This window comes from Pelistega indica, from assembly GCF_000506865.1.
GTDB lineage: Bacteria > Pseudomonadota > Gammaproteobacteria > Burkholderiales > Burkholderiaceae_B > Taylorella > Taylorella indica.
On record NZ_AYSV01000098.1, the window covers coordinates 20,237 to 42,045 of the forward strand.

Below are 21,809 nucleotides of genomic sequence, written 5' to 3' on the forward strand. Positions count from 1 at the left end.
TAGCTTATGAAGATTCAATTATTACTCCTTTCTTTTGCGGTAAGTGGTATCAGTGCTTGTACAACGATTTTATATGAGAACACTGATATCCATTTTATGGAACAATGCTCAGTTAAAGAAGGTACATGTGATGGAGCCTTGCAACGAATGCAGGCAGAATGTGCTAAAAAAGGGAAAACCATTGATAGCCAAGTTAAAGGCAACAAGGCTATTGTCTTGTGTCGTCCTGATGTACCTAAAGATGTAAAACCAGAAGGTACACCAAAGGTGGATGCCAAAAAAGCAGATGTTATCCCGAGTGCTAAACAAGCAGTAAATCAGCAGGCAGAAGGTAAGTAATCATCAACAGAGTCCTAAACAATGCTCTGCTTCTTGATTCTTTAGATAGCCTTCGGTGACGATTCTAACTACCTCATCTGGGCAGTCCGTGAGCGAATAAAGATTTAAATCTTTAGGTGAAATATAGCCATGGCCTAGAAGATTTTTTTCAAAAAAAAAGAATTAAATCTTGCCAGAACGCTTTACCCACAAAAACAATCGGTGCTTTATTTGCTTTGCCTGTTTGAATTAAGGTGAGAGCCTCAAAGAGTTCATCTAATGTTCCAAAGCCACCAGGCAAAATAATATATGCCCAACTGTTCATAAAGAAAGTCGTCTTACGAGGCATAAAATATTTGAAATCAATGCTATGTGATTGATAAGGATTGTTTGATGTCTCGAAAGGTAATTTGATATTTAAACCTACACTTGTGCCACCGGCTTCATAGCAGCCTCTATTTGCTGCTTCCATAATACCGGGACCACCACCAGAAATAATACTGAAACCAGCCTCAACAAGTTTCTTACTTATCTGAATTGTTTTAGAATAGTACTCAGAGTCGGGTTTTATACGTGCACTGCCAAAAATACTTACTGCTTTTGTCACTTCGGTTAAATGTGCTGCTGCGTTTGCTAATTCTTCTGATATTTCTTTAATTTGACCTTGGATTGTTGTTGCTCTTAAATTTGCCATGAAAAAAACCTTATTACTTGTAGATGGTTCTAGTTATTTATACCGTGCATTCCATGCCATGCCTAATCTCCGCAATAAGGCTGGGGAACCCACGGGTGCTATATTCGGTATGATTAATATGATGCGTAAAATTCATCAAGATTTTAGTCCAGATTATATGGCTTGCATTTTTGATGCCCCTGGAAAAACGTTTCGTGATGATTTATACCCTGATTATAAAGGTCATCGCCCACCAATGCCAGATGATTTACGTGCACAAATCGAACCTATTTATCAAACGATTACAGCGTTAGGTTGGACTATTATTGCACAACCAGGTGTTGAAGCGGATGATATTATTGCTACTTTAGCAGAAATTGCACGACAAAATGATGTCAACACAATTATTTCTACAGGTGATAAGGATTTAGCCCAATTGGTTAATGATCATATCAGTCTTATTAATACGATGAGTAATGAACGTCTTGATCGGGAAGGCGTTAAAACTAAGTTTGGGGTTTATCCTGAACAGATTATTGATTACTTGATGTTGATTGGTGATAAAGTGGACAACGTCCCGGGCGTGGATAAAGTGGGAGATAAAACAGCGGCTAAGTGGTTACAAGAATATTCAACACTAGAAAAGCTTATTGAGCATGCAGATGAACTCAAGGGTAAGGTAGGAGAAAATTTTCGTGCCGCTATTCCACAATTTGGATTGACTCGAGAATTAATTACGATCAAACAAGATTGTGATTTGACAGGTTTTTATCATCAGTTAGATGATTTATTGCCAAAACCTCAAGACAAGGATAAGTTGGTTGAGCTTTACAATCAATTTGGCTTTAAAACATTTTTAAGAGAGGTTAGTGGTGATGATAAAGCGATTCCAGAGCAGGATTCACGCAAGGTTGATGATTTGCCACCAGCACCAGCTACTATTCACTATGAAATGATTACGACAGAGCAGGCCTTACAAAAATGCTTGGAGACGATTACCCAAGCAGAAGTCGTAGCACTTGATACAGAAACCAATAGCCTAGATGGTATGAAAGCGCAGCTTGTTGGTTTATCCCTCTCGGTAGCCGTAGGTCAAGCCTGGTATATTCCTTTGGCACATAATAGTGCTGGTTTACTGGAAGAACAACTGGATAAGCAAAAAACGCTAGCCTTACTAAAACCTTGGTTAGAGTCTCCCAAGCTGATTAAAGTGATGCAAAATGCCAAATATGATGCCCATGTATTAGCAAATGAGGGGATCAGCTTACAGGGTGTTAAGCATGATACGATGTTGATGGCCTATGTATTGGTGTCTAATTCTAAAGTTAGTCTAGAGGCTTTATCTGAGCGATATTTAGGTCGAAAAGGATTAAGCTTTGAGGAAATTTGTGGTAAAGGTGCTCATGCAATAACCTTTGATCTAGTACCTTTAGATAAGGCGACTCAATATGCTTGCGAAGATGCTGATTTTACCTTTCAACTGGCTAGTGTATTAGAGAAAAAATTACAGCAAGAAAGAGGTTTTATTGATACCTATGCGTTAGAAATGCAAGTTTGGCCTGTTTTATTCCGTATGGAGCACAATGGTGTTAAATTAAATGAGCAAGAGCTTTTACAACAGTCAAATGAATTAGGTGATGTTTTGCATAAGTTAGAAGAAAAAGCCTATGAAATGGCGGGTGAGGCTTTTAATTTAAATTCTCCAAAACAATTAGGTGAAATTTTATTTGAACGCTTAAAACTTCCCGTGCTGAGTAAAACATCAAAAGGGGCACCATCAACAGATGAAGAAACCTTAACAAAATTGGCACAGGATTATCCCTTACCTGCCTTATTATTGGACTATAGGAGTTTGGCTAAACTTAAGTCCACTTATACAGATAAATTACCTAAAATGATTAATCCTAAAACAGGGCGTGTACATACGGATTATGCACAAGCCGCTGTAGTGACAGGACGCTTATCATCATCAGATCCTAATTTACAAAATATCCCGATTCGTACAGCAGAAGGACGCCGTGTTCGTAGAGCGTTTATTGCTGAGGACGGATATCATCTTATGTCAGCCGATTATTCTCAAATTGAGTTAAGAGTGATGGCACATATTTCCGGGGATAAGAATTTACAAACAGCCTTTGCTCAAGGACAGGATATTCATAGGGCAACAGCTGCGGAAGTTTTTGGCATAAGCGTTGATAATGTCACTGCTGAACAACGTCGCGCAGCTAAAGCCATTAACTTTGGTTTGATATATGGGATGGGAGCGTTTGGATTAGCGAGTAATTTAGGTATTACTAGAGAGGCAGCACAAAATTATATCCACTTATATTTCCAACGTTATCCTGGTGTTGCGGAGTATATGGAACAAACTCGAGAAAAAGCGAATAGACAAGGCTATGTAGAAACAGTATTTGGTAGACGCTTGTGGTTACCAGAAATACAAGGAGCCAAAGGCCCAAGAAAAGCAGCAGCCGAACGGGCAGCTATCAATGCACCGATGCAAGGAACAGCCGCCGACCTGATCAAAAAAGCAATGGTTGCTGTACAGCAATGGCTAGATACAGAACAACTACAAAGCCGCCTAATTATGCAAGTCCATGACGAATTAGTCCTCGAAGTGAAAAACGAAGAAGCAAACCAAGTCCGCCAAAAACTACCAATACTTATGGCTAGCGTAGCCCAATTAGCAGTCCCACTTCTCGCTGAAGTCGGTGAAGGAGAAAACTGGGAACAGGCACATTAAAGCGTTTTCGGTGATGCGAAGACGTAGGTGACGCATCACCAAAAATATAAAAAGAGGAATGGGGAGAGTTTTCGGTGATGCGAAGACGGAGGTGACGCATCACCAAAAATATAAAAAGAGGAATGGGGAGAGTTTTCGGTGATGCGAAGACGGAGGTGACGCATCACCAAAAATATATAGTTAATGGAGGAATGACATCAACTATATAGAGGGTGAAGGCGACGCATCACCAAAATTAAATAGAGAGAGTGAGTAGAGTTTTCGGTGATGCGAAGACGGAGGAAGCGCATAAAAAATCACTACCTCTTTAATCTGTCTCTTATATACTTGGAGGGATTAATTAAGGTAGTGATTTTTTTGTTAACACCAATTATTCATTAACGCATATTGAGATTTTGTAATGCACGGATACGACTCTCCATCGGAGGATGGGAGGCAAATAGTGCCATCATATTATTAACTTTTTCTGTAATACCGAAAGCTTGCATTCCTTTAGCAAGTTCGCCAGGCTCTAATCCTCCAAGTCTTGCTAACGCATTTTCCATTGGTTTGGTTGAACCTAATAATTGAGCAGAGCCAGCATCAGCACGATATTCACGCTGACGAGAGAACCATGCCACAATAATAGAGGCAAGAATACCAAAGACAATTTCACAGACCATTGAAGTGAGGTAGTAGCCAACGCCCACGCCATCACGATTATCATTTTTCATGATAGCACGATCAACAAAGACAGCAACGATACGAGCAAAGAATACGACAAAGGTATTTACTACTCCTTGAATTAAGGTCAGAGTGACCATATCACCGTTAGCAACGTGAGCAATTTCATGACCAAGTACAGCGGTTACTTCCTCTTCATTCATATTTTGTAGAAGTCCTGTTGAGACAGCCACTAAGGATTCATTTTTAAAAGCACCTGTTGCAAAGGCATTTGGTGCTCCTTCATAAATACCGACTTCAGGACGCCCAATACCCGCTCTATCCGCAAGTTGATGCACAGTATCCACAAGCCATGCCTCTGTTTGAGAAGCAGGGGCATTAGGATCAATAATTTGTACACCCATGCTCATTTTCGCCATTTGTTTACTCATAAATAGAGAAATAATGGATCCAGTAAACCCAACAATTGCAGCAAAGACCAATAATTGACTGTAGTTGATACCGTTTTCTGTTAGATAACGATTAGCCCCCGTAACAGTTAGTGTAATGTTTAACACCAGTAAAACGGCCATGTTGGTCATTAAGAATAAGAAAATACGCTTCATTTAGCTATCCTTTTGTAGGGTAAAACAATAGAGTGATTTCATTGATTTTAATATATAAGGGTACTTCGTATAATCACAATGCTAGAATTAAACGGATTTTGTTAAGTTTTGTTATAACTAATGCTTTATATTGATGGCAAAAGGTTTATAACTTGAAGATTTAGTGTGGTAAGAATCTTTGTAAATGATTGACGAAAAATAGGAAATGACTAAAATAGTAAGATTATTCAGATTTTAATAGTGTTATCAGTATGCAATCGCTTTGGATGTTGCTAGCATCTTTTTTCTTTGCAGGTATGGGTGCAGCAATAAAAGGTTCTCTTGAATATGGTGTTTCACTGCCAATTGTCATATTTTTCAGGGGGTTACCGTCAGTTATCTGTATTGCAATCTGGGCGATGTTGACCAAAAATACCTTAGCAACGCAATATCCTGTTGCTCACCTCAAGCGAAATGTGCTGGGTACTACATCGATGTGGTTTAGTTTTTACGCTTTGGGTCAATTACCTTTAGCAACAAGTACTAGCTTAGGTTATACCTCTTCATTATTTATTGGCTTATATGTGGTGTTTTTCTCATCACAATTTCATAAAGATTATCCTAAACTAATTGCTATTTTATTAGGTTTTTGGGGGATTGTATTAGTCTTGAAACCTAGTATTAGTGAAGGGCAATGGTTTGGTGCTGGTGCAGGGATGCTGGCAGGGTTGTTTTCTGCATTTGCCATGTTTCAGGTAAAATCCTTAGGGAAATTGGGTGAGCCAGTATGGCGCACTGTTTTTTATTTCTCTTGTATGGTTATTTTTTCTGGTCTCGTCATGATGGATTATCATGAGTTGTTTCAGTTATCGTGGCAGGCGTATGGTTTATTAGTATTAGCAGGTTTACTAGGGCAGTTTGGACAATTAGCTATGACAGAAGCGTATGGTCATGGATCGGCTGTGATTGCCGCTGTTTTACAATATTCTACTATTATTTTCTCAACTATTTTAGGTATGGTTTTTTGGAATAATGTTCCAGATATTATTGCTTGGGTGGGTATGGCTACGATTATTATTGCTGGTATTTTAGTAGTGGTTATTGACCAGAAATTGTGGTTGTCAGAACATATTTTTAAAAGAACTAGGAGTAAATGATGACATCAGTATTAATTTCAGCAGAAGAAATTTTACAAAAAGGGTTGAACGCTTTTCGTTTTATTGATGCAAGACATGATTTAGTCAATCATCAATTAGGAACAGAGCAGTATATTAAGGCACATATCCCTACGGCTATTTTTTTAAACCATGAAACAGACTTATGTGATGTTAAAACAGGTAAGAATGGTCGTCATCCATTACCTAAGCGAGAAGATTTTGCCAACGTACTAATGGCAAAAGGCATCCATATTGATGATGATATTGTCGTATATGATGCTGATAATATGATGTTTGCAGCACATGTATGGTGGATGTTGCGCTGGATGGGTTTTGCTAATGTATGGGTTCTGAACGGTGGATTTAAAGCATGGCAAGTGGTAGGTGGTGACGTGGAAGAGGGTATTGCTCCAGCCTTACCACCAGTTACTTGGACATTGAGAGAGAGTCTTGTAAAAACAGTCTCTGCCGATGAAGTATTGAAAAATATTCAATCACAACAATTTGTGCTATTGGACGCTAGAGCCCCTGAACGCTATCGTGGCGAGGTTGAGCCTATGGACCCTGTTGCTGGTCATATCCCTGGTGCCATTAACCATCCATTTGCCTTAAATGTGGAGGCTGATGGAAAAATGAAATCTCCGCAAGTACTAAGAGACGCTTTTTTACCCTATACTCAAAAAGGCTTGGTAATTAATCAATGTGGCTCTGGTGTGACAGCTTGCCACAATATCTTAGCAATGGAAGTGGCAGGTTTACATGATTATGCCTTATACCCTGGATCTTGGAGTGAGTGGGTTGCCGATTCTACAAGACCCGTAGCGACAGGTGAGTAATAGGATATTGACTGCTTAGTCTATGTCAATGTATGGGTTATTAGGAAATTTTTTGAAGAATAATTTTAGTTAAGGAATAGTTTTGTCGATTATAGATTTATTTACACAAGACAGTGTTGCTTTGTCTGAACGTGTTAGTCGTGGAATGCAAGCTTTTTATACTGAAAAAGATGATGTTGCTGAGTTTGATCAACGACAATTATTAGATAAATTATCGAGTCTTTCTATTCCTGAACAGCCATTGAGTCAAGATGATTATATGGATATGGTGGATGAAACAATTCTTCCTCAATGTTCACATCTAGCAAGCCCTACCTATCTTGGTCATATGACCAGTCCTTTACCTCATTTTATCCCTGAAATTGGACGTTTAACCCAAACGTTAAATCAAAATATGGTAAAGATGGAAACCAGTCGTGGTTTAACGTTGTTAGAGAGACAGTTATTAAAAATTATTCATCAGCAAGTGTATTCTTTTGAGGAATCATTTTATACACCTTATTTAAGAGACTTTAGTCAGACAGTTGGTATATTTACTAGCGGTGGGACAATGGCAAATATCACAGCCTTATGGGTGGCGGTAAAAAAAGCTCGTACTCATTCGCCGCAAGTCAAAAAATGGATGATTGTAGGCTCTGAGTTAATGCATTATTCTTTTGATAAAGCCGCTGCTTTGCTAGGAGTTGAATTAGTACGCTTACCAGTGGATGAACATAATCGCTTGAATCTTGAGAGTTTGAGACAACAGTGCAATGCTTGCCAGCAGAAAGATATTGGCGTGGCATGTATTGTGGCAATCGCTGGGACAACTGATTTTGGTAGTGTTGATGCGATTGATCAAATTGCTAGCTTGGCACAAGACCGTCATATTCATTTACATGTTGATGCTGCCTGGGGTGGGGCGTTTATGTTGAGTAAAGATAATCGTGCTTTACTTAATCATATTGAACAGGCAGATACCATCACCATTGATGGCCATAAACAAATGTTGATGCCAATTGGTACGGGAATGTTATTTTTTAAAAATCCTATTGATTCGCAAGTAATTCGGCATACAGCTCCTTATGCTGTACGAGAAACGTCTTTAGATCAAGGACGGTTTACGATTGAGGGTACTAGACCGGCTAATATGCTTTATTTGCATGCCTGTTTACATTTAATTGGTAAACAAGGATACAACGAATTGTTTAATAAGGCGATGGAAAATATTCGTTGTATGGCACGGTTGATTGGTGACAATCCTGCCTTTGAACTACTATCCGCACCAACCATTAATATTCTAGGGTATCGTTATATTCCTGAACGTTATCGCGGAAAAACGTTAAGCCCACAAGATAATGTCGTTATCAATGACTTTAATCAGCGCTTGCAAAAAATACAGCGAGCAAATGGTAAGAGTTTTGTTTCACGTAGTAAACGAAAATTTGCCAACTATGATGAGCAAGAATTAGTTTTTCTAAGAGTAGTTATTTTGAGCCCGTTGGTTGCAGAGGAGCATATTCGTTTTGTATTACAGGATCAGTTTACTATTGCTCAGGAATTAGAGAAAACTATTGATTAGAAAATCTAATGTACCTATTTCATTTATTTGTTTTTGCTTTTTACCTTTATACGGTTTGGCGATTAATCATACCACTACCACTTTCACGTTATAGCCGAGCCTTTTTAGCATTTGTATTATTACTTATCACGCAGTACAGATGGTTTCAGCTGTGGTTTTTTGGGTCAATGTTTTCACCCGAACTACCTCACAATGTTGTGCTTATTTTAGGTGGCTTATTTGCGGGATTTAGCCTGTTAATTATGCTTACCTTGCTGAGTGATATTGTCTCGCTTATTGGACGTATTTTTAGTATACATAGCTTATATTGGTCGACACGTAAAAGGGTGGTTATTTTTTTAGCCACAATAGTATTAGCTATCATTGGGGTACAAGCCGCGATTCGCGTACCAGATGTGAAACGAGTAGAAATCCCGATTAAAAATCTTTCTCAAAAATTAGATGGATTAACTATTGTTCAATTGACTGATTTACATATTAGCCACTTATTCCGTGATGCTTGGTTAAATGAGGTTGTACAGAAAACGAATCAACTCAATCCTGACATAATTTTAATCACGGGTGATTTTATTGACGGAGAGGTTTCTGATAGATGGTCAGATATCCAAGCATACAAACAACTAAAAGCAAAATATGGTGTTTTTGGAATCATGGGTAATCATGAATATTACTATCATGGTGAGAAATGGTTTAAAGCATTAGGGGAACTTGGTATTGAGATGCTGGCGAATGAGCATCGGGTGATTTACCCACAAGGTGAACCGTTTGTTGTGGCAGGTTTGACTGATGAGGCAGCACTGCGGTTTAAATTACCCGGTCCAGCGATTGATAAAGCATTAGCTGATAGGCCCGATAATGCCATAACAGTGTTACTCGCCCATAGACCTCAAGAAGTGGCTGAACATATTGCCAAAGGAGTGAGTTTACAGCTCTCTGGGCATACACATGGTGGCATGATTATTGGTTTTCAACAATTGGTTAAATTTTTTAATGGTGGCTTTGTCTCTGGCTTATATAAAGTGGGTGAGGGGTGGTTATATCTTAGTAATGGTACCGGTTTATGGAATGGCTTTCCCATTCGTTTAGGCGTACCTTCGGAAATTACCCTCATAACATTACGGCATCAATAATGTTAGTGAGTAAATATTAAGAGGCTTGAATTAACGAATAATGAGTAACAAGGCAAAAAAGCAAAAAAGGCACGCCCTATATTGGGCGTGCCTTTAGTGTATAGCATGATTTGTCGATAACTTATTTAGTCATCAAACGGTGGTACCACTCGTGGAAATGTTGCATACCGTCTTCCATGGGTGACTGATAGGGCCCCACTTCATTTGTACCACGATTTAATAAAGCTAAACGACCGGCGTCCATGCGCTCAGCAATTTCATCATCCTCAATGGCTGTTTCCATATAAGCAGCACGTTGTGCTTCCACAAAATCACGCTCAAATGCAGCAATTTCTTCTGGATAATAAAATTCCACAACATTCATTGTCTTTTGAGGACTAACAGGATAAAGGGTTGAAAGCACTAATACATGAGGATATAACTCAATCATATGTGTTGGATAATAAGTTACCCATACAGCACCAAAGTCGGGAGTTTCACCTTGACGGAATTTTAATAACTCATTATGCCAGCGTTTGTATACATCAGAGCCGGGATTGGCCAAAGCCTGATGTACACCAACACGTTGAGCACTGAACCAGTCTGAGAATTCCCATGTTAGGTCAGAACAAGTGACAAATTGACCTAAACCAGGATGGAAAGGTTCAACATGATAGTCTTCCAAATAGACCTCAATAAAGGTTTTCCAGTTGTAATTGCACTCATGGATTTCAACATGATCTAACACATAGTCTGAAAAATCAAAATTGCTTTGCTTGAAAAGCGTTGCCATATCTTGTGCAGGATCACGAACCCCTTCAAATAAAAGGCCATGACAATCTTTTAGAGGGAATTTTTCAAGGCGTTTACAAGGTTTGCTTTCAAAATGTGGAGCTCCTAATAAATCTCCTGTATTGTCATAAGTCCAGCGATGAAGTGGACAGACAATATTGCCTCCTGTACTACTTAAATTACCGTGATTCGTTGAGGGATCGGTAACATTACCTGCCTGACCGCCAAGCATAATCGCCTGACGATGACAACAGACATTCGAGATGAGATCTACGCCTCCTTGATTGCGCACAAGCACTCGGCCTGCATTTTCTTGCGCTAACGTGCGCCAGTCACCAATTTCAGGAACTGATTTTTGGTTACCAACGTAAATAGAGGAATTTTTGAAGATTAATTCTTGTTCTAATGCAAAGATTTCTTCATCGAAGTAGGCGTTTACTGCAAGTTGAGTAGCGCCAGGTGTGACATGTAGTTTTTTACCGATGTCGGACATTTTAGAAGCCCCCCGCTTTTAAAAGTTAAAGAAGGCAACTCACCAAGGGTCATGAGTTGCAAGGTTGAAAAGGGATAATTATATAGTTAATTCAAGATCTTATTTTAATTTTTATAAAAAATAAAAAAATTAGTTTATCAGAAATTAATTTCTGATGTTGGCTCAAGTAGCCCTTTCGGCGTGCAGGTTTTTACCATGGACTTGAGAGGATAGCGTTCTTGGTGATTGGACTAAAAAACCTGCACGTCAAAATACATATGGAGATAGTTAATAATCTGGAATTAATTTATCAGAAATTAATTTATTATTTTAGATTATCTTGTGCCAATCCTATGTGAGATTGCGTAAAATAACTCTTTTATACTGAGAATCATAATTTGGAGTGTATGATGTCTAAGGCAAACAAGGCACCGACCAATTTTGAAGATGCACTGGCTGAATTAGAACAAATTGTTGAGGGAATGGAAAATAATACCCTGACGCTTGAGGAGTCATTAAAAGCTTACGAGAGAGGTGTGTTTTTAGCGAGAGTTTGTCAAGAAAAACTAGATGCAGCAAATCAACAAGTATTGGTTTTACAAAAAAATTTACTTCAACCATTGAATAATGATGGAGAGGACGAAGAGGATATAAAACAGGTAAATTCTACTGTTAATGTTGATGATAGTGATGAAGATGGCATAGATGATGTAGATACCCCACCTCTGTTTGCACCTCAAAAGCCTAAAAAAAGCAAGGTAAGTGCTCCTGTAGGGGGTGATCTTGGTAATCTTGATGACGATATCCCATTTTAATTATGAATAGTTCAACACTTAATTTTTCGTCATGGTTAAGCGAGACTGTATCATCAGTTGAGCAACATTTACAGCATTATATGCCTGCAGTTGATGTATTACCTGAAGTGTTGCATGAAGCGATGCGTTATGCCGTGTTGGGACCAGGTAAAAGAATTAGGGCTGCACTCGTATATGCCTCGGGTTTAGCGTGTATGAACTCAGCCATGCTTGAGGAACAGCAGAAGCAGAATTTATCATTTGCAGCTGCAGCTGTAGAACTGATACATGCGTATTCTTTGGTGCACGATGACTTGCCTTGTATGGATGATGATGATATGCGTCGAGGACGTCCAACCACCCATATTCAATATGGGGAAGCGATGGCTTTGTTAGCGGCAGATGCTTTACAACCACTGGCTTTCGACCAATTAGCACAAATGCATATCGATCCACTATCAATTGTTCAAGCAATTAGGGTATTATCTGAGGCGGCAGGTAGTCGTGGTATGGTCGGTGGTCAAGTGATTGATGTCGCAAATGTAGGTAATTTATTGGAATTGTCTCAATTGCAAAAAATGCATCAGATGAAGACTGGTGCTATGATTGAAGCAAGTGTTCGCTTAGGTGCTATTGCCGCTGGAGCGAATAATGATTTGACGGCGCAATTGAATCGTTATGCTGTAGCTATTGGCTTAGCATTTCAGGTAGTTGATGATATATTGGATGCAACAGCAGATACACAATCATTAGGTAAGACAGCAGGTAAAGATGCACAAAATAATAAACCTACCTATGTTTCCCTTATGGGATTAGAGGCTTCTAAAGCATTTGCTCATCAGTTATATAATGAGGCCTTGGTCGCTATTGATTCTTTGGGGTATCAAGCGCAGCGTTTAAGAGAATTAGCTGATTTTATTATCCGCAGAAATTATTAATGAGATTTTATGACGCAACTATTATCTAGTATTCATTCACCTAAAGATGTTCGTGCACTTTCACGTGCACAGCTGACAACCTTGTCTAACGAGTTGCGCGATTTTATTGTTCAATCGGTTGCGAAGACAGGAGGGCATCTTTCATCCAATTTAGGTACCGTAGAATTGACGGTTGCCTTACATTATATTTTTAATACGCCACACGATAGAATTATTTGGGATGTTGGGCATCAATCCTATCCGCACAAAATTCTGACGGGACGTAGAGAAAAAATGTCAACCTTGCGACAAGCGGGTGGTATTTCTGGGTTTCCTAAGCGTAGTGAATCGGATTATGATGCGTTTGGTACAGCACATTCTTCTACCTCTATTTCTGCTGCATTAGGTATGGCCGTAGTCTCACGAAATAGCAATACACCTAGACAACATATCGCCGTGATTGGTGATGGTGCAATGACAGCGGGTATGGCGTTTGAGGCACTTAATAATGCAGGTGTTACGCCAGGAGTTAATTTATTAGTCATTTTGAATGACAATGATATGTCTATTTCTCCTCCAGTAGGTGCATTAAATAAATATCTAACTAGATTAATGTCTGGTAGTATTGCTAAAGATGCTCATGACCTAGGTAAAGCCGTTCTTGAACAGTTGCCAAGTCCTTTGATGGATATTGCTCGCAAAGTCAAAGGTCATGCCAAAGGTATGCTAGGTCCCGCGACTTTATTTGAGGAATTAGGGTTTAATTATTCAGGTCCTATTGATGGACATGATTTAGATGCCTTAATTCCTACCTTAGAAAATCTTAAAAAATTGGGTGGCTTACAATTTTTGCATGTGATTACCAAAAAAGGGCAAGGATATAAACTCGCAGAAGCTGACCCAATTTTGTACCATGGACCAGGTAAGTTTGATCCTAGTTTAGGTATTCAAGCAAAAACAGGAGCAAGTAAACCAACGTTTACCCAAGTTTTTGGTGAGTGGATTTGTGATCAAGCAAATGCGGATCACCGTTTAATAGGCATCACACCTGCAATGCGTGAGGGAAGTGGCTTAGTTGAATTTGAAAAACGGTTTCCTGAGCGTTATTTTGATGTAGGAATTGCTGAGCAGCATGCCGTAACATTTGGAGCAGGGATTGCTTGTGAAGGATATAAGCCTGTCGTGGCGATTTATTCGACCTTTTTGCAACGTGGGTATGATCAACTTATCCATGATGTGGCTCTCCAAAACTTAGATGTGACGTTTGCTTTAGATAGAGCGGGGATTGTGGGTGCGGACGGTGCAACGCATGCAGGTAATTATGATATTGCTTTTTTAAGATGTATCCCTAATATGATAGTAGCCGTTCCTTCAAATGAAAATGAAAGTCGCTTATTATTAAGCACCTGTTATCAGTATGAGGGACCTGCTAGTGTACGCTATCCTCGAGGGTCTGGCATTGGTGAGGTAGTTAAGAAAACCCTAGATACTGTTGCTATTGGTAAAGGGGTGGTACGGCAAGAAGGCAACGAAATTGTCATTTTAGCATTTGGACCTCTCCTTTACCCAGCCATGGAGGCGGCTAAAGAATTAAGTGCTACTGTGGTTGATATGCGTTTTGTTAAGCCACTGGATACTGATTTAATCAAGCAATTAGCGCAGGCTCATCGTGCGTTTGTGACAATTGAAGAGGGCTGTATCATGGGGGGTGCAGGAAGTGCAGTCAGTGAGTATCTATACTCTCAAGGAATATGTAAACCAGTATTACAACTTGGCTTACCCGATATGTTTATTGATCATGGTGAACAACAAGCAATTTTATCGAGTCTTGGCTTAGATAAAACTGGAATCTTAAAGAGTATCCAAACTTGGAAACAAGGGTTATAAATTTAATTAATAGCATTGCTTAATATTTTAAATTTAAATTTTAAGTGAATTTAGCTTACAATCAAATAATCGAAATATTCATGAGTGCAGATATGGTAGTTTTTATCTGCACTGTTTTTTTTAAATAGGTAATAAATTAATGAGTGAGAATTTTAGCAATCTAGCCGTTATGCCAGATGTACAAAGCAGTTATGATCCTCGTCAGATTGCAATTCAGAGAGTTGGAATTCGAAAAGTAAAATCACCATTGTTAATAAAACAAGAGGCTGAGCAAGTGCAAGCCAGTGTTGGTGAGTGGACATTAACGGTGTATTTACCAGAGAGTGAGAAAGGCACGCATATGTCACGGTTTGTGTCTTTGCTAGCTAACTATCGACAAACTGCGATGGATGTCTCGGTATTTAAACAAATGGCTAATGAGATGTTAACTCTGCTAAATGCAGAAAAAGGGGATATTACAGTAACTTTCCCTTATTTCATTAATAAGAAAGCGCCTGTGTCAGGGGTAGAAAGCTTAATGGATTACCAAGTAACTTGGCAGGCTAATGCTTCCAAAGAGTCCATTGAGTTTGTTATGACAGTGGTCGTGCCTGTGATGAGTTTATGTCCATGCTCAAAAGCTATTTCAGCGTATGGAGCACATAATCAGCGCTCTCATATTACTGTAGAAGTGGTTAGCGAACAGATTTATTCTATGGATGATGTAATAAAGTTGATTGAAAAGCAGGCATCAAGCGAATTATGGGGGCTGTTAAAACGACATGATGAAAAATATGTGACTGAATATTCTTATGATAATCCTAAGTTTGTGGAAGATTTGATTCGTGATGTTGCAGTGGCTATCAAAACACTTCCAGGCATACAGCGATACAAAATTGAAGCAGAAAACTTTGAATCTATTCATAATCATTCTGCCTATGCGGTTATTGAGGGATAGGCTACCAATATTAACAAAAAGGTTTGTTAATAAAAAAGACCTACACGAAAAGTGTAGGTCTTTTCATTTAATTTAATCAAAAAATTAATTTGATTAAATTATTTTAGAGACAGAATCCAAGTCGCTAATGTTTTAGCTTCGTCATCTGTTACTGGGTTTGGTGGCATAGGAACAGAGCCCCATTTACCGGTACTACCACCTTTAATACTAGCCACAAGCAAATCAATTGCTTTGTCATCAGAGGCATATTTAGCTGCAACATCTTTATATGAAGGACCAATAACTTTGGCTTCTACATTATGACAGGCCATACAGGCTTTAGCGTTTGCCAAAGCTTGCGCATCTTGTGCGTTAGCAGAAGACATAACTGTCATTAATACACCAGCTGTAAGTAAAGATTTAATGATTAAGCTCATATGATTAACCCTCCAAAATAAATAGGAAATTAAATACGTTTAACGATAATGGGGTCGTTAAGAGTAATCTACCATAACTTGATAAAGGATGAAATAAAAATGGGGTAAAGAATTGATAAATAGCAAAATTCTTGAGAAAAATACTCAAATATTAAGATATTGACGATAAAATAAGACAAAAAGAATCATTATGTCATTATTTATAAGTTAAACTTTAAAGTATTAATGCATTGAAGAGTAACTTGGGTGAGATAAAAATAGCTAAAAACAAACAATAACACTGTTAGGATTTCGATTTTTTATTTAAATATTTGATTTATTAGTAAAAAAAGAATAAAATTGATAGTTTCTTGCTCGACTAATAGTTTATTAATCTATTGGCGGGCTTTTTAATCCATAAGGAGTTAATATGCGTCACTACGAAGTAGTGTTTATTGTGCACCCTGATCAAAGTGAACAGGTTCCTGCCATGACAGAACGTTACCAGTCTATGGTAACAGCTAACGGTGGTAAAATCCATCGTTCAGAAGATTGGGGGCGTCGCCAATTGGCTTACCCAATTCAAAAACTAGTAAAAGCTCACTATGTTTGCTTAAACATTGAATGTGATCAAGCAACATTGGACGAATTAGAACATTCTTTCCGTTATAACGATGCTGTATTACGTCACTTAGTGATCAAAGCTAAAGCAGCTCAAACAGCACCATCAATCATGATGAAAGCTGTAGAACGTGAAGAGTCTCGCAAAGTGGCTGCTGAAGAAGCAGTTGTTGAGCAAGACGAAGAATAATTGAGAAGGATCAATTGAACCAGTTAAATTTACGTGCCAGAGTGATAGAGGTAAAACCCTTACGATTTACTCCGGCTGGAATACCGGTTCAAGAACTCTTACTTGAACACTGCGGAGAGTCTCTCGAAGCAGGGTACACGAGAAAGGTAGAGTTTACAGTATTAGCGGTAGCTATCGGAGAGATAGCACAGCAAGTACAACAAGTAGCTCTCGGGACAGAAATTACTATTCAAGGTTTTTTGTCATCTTCTCGTAAAAACTCAAGTAAACTTGTGCTTCATATTCAATCTGCACAGTTTGCTCGACAAGTACCAAGTAAAGTGTTGGTCTAAAAGTTTACAAGTTACGGGGAATATCCCCAAAAGTTTAAAGGCAAATACCATGGCTTTCATGAAAAAAGGCAAGGAAAAACGCAGCAAATTTACGCAGCAAAATCCATTGTTCAAACGTCGCAAATTCTGCCGCTTCTCAGCAGCAGGTGTTGAAGAAATTGATTACAAAGATGTAGACACATTACGTGACTTCATCACTGAGACTGGTAAAATTATTCCAGCTCGTTTAACAGGTACTAAAGCTAATTACCAACGTCAATTAGATACAGCAATTAAACGTGCTCGTTTCTTAGCTTTACTTCCATACACCGATAACCACAAATAAGGATTACTCAAATGCAAGTTATTCTATTAGAAAAAATCGGTAAGCTAGGTGATTTAGGTGAAATCGTTAAAGTTCGTAACGGTTTTGCACGTAACTATTTAATCCCTCAAAAGAAAGCTCGCCGTGCAACTGAACAAGCGATTGCTGACTTTGAAGCTCGTCGTGCTGAATTAGAAAAAGCACAAGCTGAGCGTTTAGCAGCGGCTAAAGCAATTGGTGATAAATTAAACGGTTATCGTTTAGTTCTTTCTCAAAAAGCTGGTGTTGATGGTCGTTTATTCGGCTCAGTAACATCTATGGACATTGCGGCTGCATTAGTTGCTGCTGGCTTCGAAGTGACTAAACAGCAAGTTCGTTTACCAGAAGGTGCGTTAAAAGCTGTTGGTGAATATCCTGTATCATTGCACTTACACGCAGACGTGGATGCAGATATCACTGTACAAGTTCAAGGTGAAATGGCTTAATTCAAAGCGAATCGCTTAGTTTCATTCGAACTACCCTCATAAGCTATGCATAGCTTATGAGGGTTTTCTTTTGGTTCAGTGTTGAACTGGTATGGAAAATAGGGCTGATACTATCAAAAAATTAAGCTAGGTCTATGTTCGGTAGTTTTCTATTAAGCGGTAAAAAATTTTATGAAAACCTCTTTATTTCTACACTAAACGGGTATTAAAAAACTTCTAGGATACAGGTTTTTTTATGTATAACTATTTTGTCATCAGTACAAAATAAAAATTTAAGAACTACATAGGTGTTTAGTAGTAAATTGAGATAAAATAAAAGATTACCCATAGAGATAATGATAGATAATAATAAAGATGTCAGACGATTCTATTTTTGATGCTCCTCCTAGCGATTCACGCCTTGATCTTAGCCAACTAAAGTTGCCTCCTCATTCTATTGAAGCGGAGCAGTCTGTATTAGGCGCCTTATTAATTGATAATAAGGGGTTTGATCAGATTAGTAGCTTTTTATCAGAGGATGATTTTTATCGTAGAACACACCGTATCATCTGGCGACATATTTATAATCTGGTTAGTTTAGATCGTGAAGCAGATGTATTGACGGTAGCAGAGTCTTTGCGTTTAGCGAATCAAGACAATGAGGTAGGAGGTGTTGCTTATCTCAATGAATTAGTGATGAATACTCCTTCAACTGCCAATATAGTGCGTTATGCTGAGATTGTGCGTGAAAGGGCTATGCTACGCTTATTAGCGAAAGCCGCTGATGAAATTAATGCGATGGCGTATCATTCAGATGGGAGACGAGCACGGCAGTTACTAGACGAAGCAGAATCTAAAATTTTCAAAATTGCCCAAGAAAATGGTGATGGTGCAACTGATTTTCATGCTATGCCAAATGTTTTGGTAGAAGTGTTAAATGATTTAGAAGAACTATCATCTCGTCAGGATGCTTCTGATGTGACTGGTATTAGTACAGGATTCAAAGACTTGGACTCTCGTACAGCCGGTATGCATAGTGGTCAGTTGATTATTGTGGCAGGACGACCAGCAATGGGTAAAACCTCGTTTGCCATGAATATTGTTGAGCATGTGGCTATTCATGAGAAAAAAGCTGTTGCTGTATTTAGTATGGAGATGGATGCGGTGCAATTAGGGCATCGTTTATTAGGCTCTGTAGGTAAAATTAATCAACAGCGTATGCGTACAGGTAAATTACTCCAAGAGGACTGGCCACGTGTAACGACTGCTGTCAAATTACTTGAAAAAGCTAAGATTTATATTGATGAGACATCAGCGTTGACACCTATTGATTTGCGCGCACGTGCTAGACGTTTGAAAAGCAAAGAAGGCGAATTAGGATTAATAGTTGTGGACTATCTACAATTAATGTCAGGCTCTGGTCGAAATGATAATCGTACGGCTGAGATTTCTGAAATCAGTCGCTCTTTAAAGCAATTAGCACGCGATTTAAAATGTCCAATTATTGCTTTATCACAGCTTAATCGTGGTCTAGAACAACGCACTAATAAGCGTCCCATTATGTCTGACTTGCGTGAATCTGGAGCGATTGAGCAGGATGCGGACGTTATTTTGTTTATCTATCGTGATGAAGTGTATAACCCTGAATCGCCAGATAAAGGTCTAGCTGAGATTATTATTGGTAAACAACGTGCGGGTCCAATAGGCACTGTTCGTCTAACATTTGCAGGCGAATATACTAAGTTCCTTAATTATGCAGGGGCAGGGGATTCTTTTGTTAGCGAGTAAGGCGCTGAAAATTTAGCCCATTAGCATTAATGATTAAAAAGCCTTGATGCTGAGGAGTGTGATCTATATCCCAATCACTTAGTACATAACGATACCTGATTTTTCCTGATTCTAGGTCTGTCGAATTAATTACATGAATAGCTTCTTTATGCGTATGTCCATGTATGACGTAATCAATATCGGGATTTGTACGGATAAGTTCTTCTAGACTGGTTGGATTAATATCATATTGTTGATGATAAAGCTTATCTTTTTGCCGATGCTTTTTTTTACTTTGGTTACGTAAATATTCAGCTATTTTATAGCGCCACTTTAAAGGTAGTCGTAAAAATAATTGTTGAAGTTTTTTCCAGCGGAAAAGGTGTCGCATCAACATATAGCCTTTATCATGCGTGCATAGTTCATCACCATGGCTCATGAATAGATGACCGGCATCTGAATGGACAATAATTTGTTCTGGTAGTATGTGTAAATTGAGTTGTTTCGCTAATTTTTTACCAACCAAAAAATCACGATTACCATGAATAAAATAAGTGGGAATTTGTTGAGCACATTCTGCTATGGCGTTGATACTATCACGTAACCATGGTTCATCAGAATAATCGGCTAGATCATCACCAAACCAAGCATTAAAGACATCTCCCAACAAAAACAGGACATCTGCTTCTTGGCTAGCTTTCTTTAAAAAGTCAAAAAAGGCTTGATTAGTTAAGGGAATGGATGGCCCCAAATGAATATCTGAGGCCACATATAAAGTACCTGACAAAGAAAGTGTAGGTAGTTTTTTCACAAATAGTTGAGTAGAAAATTATTCAACAATCGTTGCTTTTTCAATAATGACATCTTCTGTTGGTACATCTTGATGGAAGCCTTTATTGCCTGTACGTACACCTTCGATGGCATCAACTACATCAGTACCTTCTACTACCTTACCAAATACGGCATAACCCCAGCCTTGTGCATTAGGTGCAGTGTGGTTTAAAAAGTCGTTGTTATTTGTATTGATAAAGAACTGAGCACTAGCAGAGTGAGGGTCGCTAGTACGAGCCATAGCGATAGTGTATTTGTCGTTAGTTAAACCATTTTGAGCTTCATTTTTAATTGGTTCTTTCGTCTCTTTTTGTTTTAGACCTGGTAAAAATCCACCACCTTGAATCATAAAGCGTTTGATAACACGGTGGAAAATCACGCCGTCATAAAAACCATCTTTTACATAAGATAGAAAATTCGCAGTAGTTACAGGGGCTTTTTCTGCATTAAGTTCTAAAACGATAACGCCTTTGTTAGTTTCTAATTTAACGCGAGGAGCTGTCATAGTTATTGATTCCTTTTTTTGAGTTTGTGCTTGCGTAGTACTTATCGGCAGAACAAAAATACCTGCGATTAAGAGACTACTGATGCATTGTTTAAATAATTTCATTAGTTGCCACCAGTAATAATTTTTTGTGCTTGTTGAGCACGAATACTAGCACCTTTTATCCCTTGTCGAGCTGCTGTTTCAAAAGATTGTTTGGCAAGTGCCGTATAGATAAGTCCAATATTTTGATTTGCAATAGGATAATTGGGACGAATAGCGATAGCCATTTTGAGTGACTCTAGTGCTTCTTCCAAAGAGCCAATATTAATCTGAATCGCTGCCATATTATTCCATGGTTCGGCAAGTTCAGGGTATTTAGAAGTCATATCTCGGTAAATACTCATCGCTTTTTGAATATCACCCTTACCTGCGTAAGCACGAGCTTCTAAAAACAATAATTGTACATTGACCGTGGGTTGAGTGATATTCCCCTGAGGCTTTTTGAGTTTTGCAATTTCGATTAAAGCACTATCGAATTTACCCGCCGTTAGTAGACTATTAATCCTTGTAGTTGCTTGGTCGCTACTTTCAGGTAGACGAGTATCAACAGAAGGCTCTAATTTTTTTAAGAAATTGGCAACAGTCTCGGAGCCTCCTTCTGGTGGGGGCTCAAATCCTGTCACATAATTGTTATCAGCAGCACCAAATCCGGACTCTGATCCTGTTGCAGGAATAGAGTCTGGAACGCTTGGTAAATCAGTAATAGGAACAAATTGAGCCATTACTATTTGTTGGCTAACTAATAAGGCGAATACCGATAAAGTTAATCGTTTCACAAATACTCCAATTCATTCAATCTTCCGCATAAAGCATATATAATTGCTTGCGGATTGTTATACTTAATTTTTATTATTTTATCCTTAGTTTTTATGCGATATGGTAAAAGTATCCGTTTCCATGAGGAAATCTTTTACC

Annotated in this window: 21 protein-coding genes and 1 pseudogene; 15 read left to right on the forward strand and 7 right to left on the reverse strand. The window is 38.6% G+C overall.

Annotation, left to right across the window (positions count from 1 at the left end; genetic code table 11):
- Positions 1-6: 6 nt before the first annotated feature.
- The gene (locus tag V757_RS23985; protein WP_023951966.1) at positions 7-339 is read left to right on the forward strand and encodes a hypothetical protein; all 333 of its coding nucleotides are present in this window, start codon (positions 7-9) and stop codon (positions 337-339) included.
- A 3-nt stretch (positions 340-342) separates the two neighbouring features.
- Here the strand turns inward: V757_RS23985 and V757_RS23990 are convergent.
- Positions 343-1,012: pseudogene (locus tag V757_RS23990) on the reverse strand (LOG family protein).
- Between V757_RS23990 and polA the strand changes: the two are divergent.
- Positions 1,011-3,734, forward strand: a complete 2,724-nt coding sequence (gene polA / locus V757_RS23995; protein WP_023951968.1) for a DNA polymerase I — start codon at positions 1,011-1,013, stop codon at positions 3,732-3,734. The pseudogene V757_RS23990 and the gene polA sit on opposite strands and share 2 nt — an antisense overlap.
- 377 nt (positions 3,735-4,111) lie before the next feature.
- Here polA and htpX read toward each other — a convergent pair whose 3' ends face one another.
- The gene (gene htpX, locus V757_RS24000) at positions 4,112-5,002 is read right to left on the reverse strand and encodes a protease HtpX (RefSeq protein WP_023951970.1); all 891 of its coding nucleotides are present in this window, start codon (positions 5,000-5,002) and stop codon (positions 4,112-4,114) included.
- A gap of 266 nt (positions 5,003-5,268) precedes the next feature.
- Between htpX and V757_RS24005 the strand changes: the two genes are divergently transcribed.
- The 4 genes from V757_RS24005 (at position 5,269) to V757_RS24020 (ending at position 9,665) form a co-directional block, all read left to right on the forward strand.
- Positions 5,269-6,138 carry a DMT family transporter gene (locus tag V757_RS24005; protein ID WP_162146580.1) on the forward strand — a complete coding sequence of 290 codons (870 nt, stop codon included), beginning with the start codon at positions 5,269-5,271 and terminating at the stop codon, positions 6,136-6,138.
- The gene (locus tag V757_RS24010; RefSeq protein ID WP_023951974.1) at positions 6,138-6,974 is read left to right on the forward strand and encodes a sulfurtransferase; all 837 of its coding nucleotides are present in this window, start codon (positions 6,138-6,140) and stop codon (positions 6,972-6,974) included. Before V757_RS24005 ends, V757_RS24010 begins: the two co-directional genes overlap by 1 nt.
- Before the next feature lie 82 nt (positions 6,975-7,056).
- On the forward strand, positions 7,057-8,535 hold the full coding sequence (locus V757_RS24015) for an aminotransferase class V-fold PLP-dependent enzyme (RefSeq protein WP_023951976.1): 1,479 nt from the start codon (positions 7,057-7,059) through the stop codon (positions 8,533-8,535).
- Between the two features lie 167 nt (positions 8,536-8,702).
- Entirely contained in the window at positions 8,703-9,665 is a 963-nt protein-coding gene (locus V757_RS24020; RefSeq protein ID WP_218118040.1) for a metallophosphoesterase, read from the forward strand.
- 121 nt (positions 9,666-9,786) lie between these two features.
- Here V757_RS24020 and V757_RS24025 read toward each other — a convergent pair whose 3' ends face one another.
- Entirely contained in the window at positions 9,787-10,929 is a 1,143-nt protein-coding gene (locus tag V757_RS24025) for an aromatic ring-hydroxylating oxygenase subunit alpha (RefSeq protein WP_023951982.1), read from the reverse strand.
- Positions 10,930-11,318: 389 nt separating this feature from the next.
- Here V757_RS24025 and V757_RS29985 point away from each other — a divergent pair, with 389 nt between their 5' ends.
- From V757_RS29985 to folE2, 4 genes are all read left to right on the forward strand, one after another.
- Entirely contained in the window at positions 11,319-11,723 is a 405-nt protein-coding gene (locus V757_RS29985) for an exodeoxyribonuclease VII small subunit (RefSeq protein ID WP_023951984.1), read from the forward strand.
- 2 nt (positions 11,724-11,725) lie between these two features.
- The gene (locus V757_RS24030) at positions 11,726-12,640 is read left to right on the forward strand and encodes a polyprenyl synthetase family protein (protein WP_023951986.1); all 915 of its coding nucleotides are present in this window, start codon (positions 11,726-11,728) and stop codon (positions 12,638-12,640) included.
- A 9-nt stretch (positions 12,641-12,649) separates the two neighbouring features.
- Positions 12,650-14,506, forward strand: coding sequence for a 1-deoxy-D-xylulose-5-phosphate synthase (dxs, locus tag V757_RS24035; protein WP_023951988.1), 1,857 nt, complete (start codon positions 12,650-12,652; stop codon positions 14,504-14,506).
- A 139-nt stretch (positions 14,507-14,645) separates the two neighbouring features.
- Positions 14,646-15,443 (forward strand): GTP cyclohydrolase FolE2, encoded by a 798-nt coding sequence (gene folE2 / locus V757_RS24040; protein ID WP_023951990.1) that lies wholly within the window; start codon positions 14,646-14,648, stop codon positions 15,441-15,443.
- 98 nt (positions 15,444-15,541) lie between these two features.
- On the opposite strand, the gene V757_RS24045 is transcribed toward folE2, so the two are convergent.
- On the reverse strand, positions 15,542-15,859 hold the full coding sequence (locus tag V757_RS24045) for a c-type cytochrome (RefSeq protein ID WP_023951992.1): 318 nt from the start codon (positions 15,857-15,859) through the stop codon (positions 15,542-15,544).
- A 409-nt stretch (positions 15,860-16,268) separates the two neighbouring features.
- Between V757_RS24045 and rpsF the strand changes: the two genes are divergently transcribed.
- The 5 genes from rpsF (at position 16,269) to dnaB (ending at position 19,537) form a co-directional block, all read left to right on the forward strand.
- Positions 16,269-16,649 carry a 30S ribosomal protein S6 gene (rpsF, locus tag V757_RS24050; RefSeq protein WP_023951994.1) on the forward strand — a complete coding sequence of 127 codons (381 nt, stop codon included), beginning with the start codon at positions 16,269-16,271 and terminating at the stop codon, positions 16,647-16,649.
- A 14-nt stretch (positions 16,650-16,663) separates the two neighbouring features.
- Positions 16,664-16,981, forward strand: coding sequence for a primosomal replication protein N (gene priB / locus V757_RS24055; protein WP_023951996.1), 318 nt, complete (start codon positions 16,664-16,666; stop codon positions 16,979-16,981).
- Positions 16,982-17,030: 49 nt separating this feature from the next.
- Positions 17,031-17,306 carry a 30S ribosomal protein S18 gene (gene rpsR, locus V757_RS24060; RefSeq protein ID WP_023951997.1) on the forward strand — a complete coding sequence of 92 codons (276 nt, stop codon included), beginning with the start codon at positions 17,031-17,033 and terminating at the stop codon, positions 17,304-17,306.
- Between the two features lie 11 nt (positions 17,307-17,317).
- Entirely contained in the window at positions 17,318-17,770 is a 453-nt protein-coding gene (gene rplI, locus V757_RS24065) for a 50S ribosomal protein L9 (RefSeq protein ID WP_023952000.1), read from the forward strand.
- Positions 17,771-18,124: 354 nt separating this feature from the next.
- Entirely contained in the window at positions 18,125-19,537 is a 1,413-nt protein-coding gene (gene dnaB / locus V757_RS24070; RefSeq protein ID WP_023952002.1) for a replicative DNA helicase, read from the forward strand.
- Here the strand turns inward: dnaB and V757_RS24075 are convergent.
- The 3 genes from V757_RS24075 to V757_RS0114655 form a co-directional block, all read right to left on the reverse strand.
- Entirely contained in the window at positions 19,527-20,285 is a 759-nt protein-coding gene (locus V757_RS24075) for a UDP-2,3-diacylglucosamine diphosphatase (protein WP_218184505.1), read from the reverse strand. The two genes, dnaB and V757_RS24075, sit on opposite strands and share 11 nt — an antisense overlap.
- Before the next feature lie 60 nt (positions 20,286-20,345).
- Complete coding sequence (locus V757_RS24080; protein ID WP_245587032.1) at positions 20,346-20,852, reverse strand: peptidylprolyl isomerase; 507 nt, start codon at positions 20,850-20,852, stop codon at positions 20,346-20,348.
- A 104-nt stretch (positions 20,853-20,956) separates the two neighbouring features.
- The gene (locus tag V757_RS0114655) at positions 20,957-21,670 is read right to left on the reverse strand and encodes a tetratricopeptide repeat protein (protein WP_023952007.1); all 714 of its coding nucleotides are present in this window, start codon (positions 21,668-21,670) and stop codon (positions 20,957-20,959) included.
- Between the last annotated feature and the right edge of the window lie 139 nt (positions 21,671-21,809).

Bases quoted from the DNA above. Each gene is read 5' to 3' on its own strand.
- V757_RS23985 (WP_023951966.1), top strand. From the start codon at position 7: ATGAAGATTCAATTATTACTCCTTTCTTTTGCGGTAAGTGGTATCAGT.
- polA (WP_023951968.1), top strand. From the start codon at position 1,011: ATGAAAAAAACCTTATTACTTGTAGATGGTTCTAGTTATTTATACCGT.
- htpX (WP_023951970.1), bottom strand. From the start codon at position 5,002: ATGAAGCGTATTTTCTTATTCTTAATGACCAACATGGCCGTTTTACTG.
- V757_RS24005 (WP_162146580.1), top strand. From the start codon at position 5,269: ATGTTGCTAGCATCTTTTTTCTTTGCAGGTATGGGTGCAGCAATAAAA.
- V757_RS24010 (WP_023951974.1), top strand. From the start codon at position 6,138: ATGACATCAGTATTAATTTCAGCAGAAGAAATTTTACAAAAAGGGTTG.
- V757_RS24020 (WP_218118040.1), top strand. From the start codon at position 8,703: ATGTTTTCACCCGAACTACCTCACAATGTTGTGCTTATTTTAGGTGGC.
- V757_RS24025 (WP_023951982.1), bottom strand. From the start codon at position 10,929: ATGTCCGACATCGGTAAAAAACTACATGTCACACCTGGCGCTACTCAA.
- V757_RS29985 (WP_023951984.1), top strand. From the start codon at position 11,319: ATGTCTAAGGCAAACAAGGCACCGACCAATTTTGAAGATGCACTGGCT.
- V757_RS24030 (WP_023951986.1), top strand. From the start codon at position 11,726: ATGAATAGTTCAACACTTAATTTTTCGTCATGGTTAAGCGAGACTGTA.
- dxs (WP_023951988.1), top strand. From the start codon at position 12,650: ATGACGCAACTATTATCTAGTATTCATTCACCTAAAGATGTTCGTGCA.
- folE2 (WP_023951990.1), top strand. From the start codon at position 14,646: ATGAGTGAGAATTTTAGCAATCTAGCCGTTATGCCAGATGTACAAAGC.
- V757_RS24045 (WP_023951992.1), bottom strand. From the start codon at position 15,859: ATGAGCTTAATCATTAAATCTTTACTTACAGCTGGTGTATTAATGACA.
- rpsF (WP_023951994.1), top strand. From the start codon at position 16,269: ATGCGTCACTACGAAGTAGTGTTTATTGTGCACCCTGATCAAAGTGAA.
- rpsR (WP_023951997.1), top strand. From the start codon at position 17,031: ATGGCTTTCATGAAAAAAGGCAAGGAAAAACGCAGCAAATTTACGCAG.
- rplI (WP_023952000.1), top strand. From the start codon at position 17,318: ATGCAAGTTATTCTATTAGAAAAAATCGGTAAGCTAGGTGATTTAGGT.
- dnaB (WP_023952002.1), top strand. From the start codon at position 18,125: ATGTCAGACGATTCTATTTTTGATGCTCCTCCTAGCGATTCACGCCTT.
- V757_RS24080 (WP_245587032.1), bottom strand. From the start codon at position 20,852: ATGACAGCTCCTCGCGTTAAATTAGAAACTAACAAAGGCGTTATCGTT.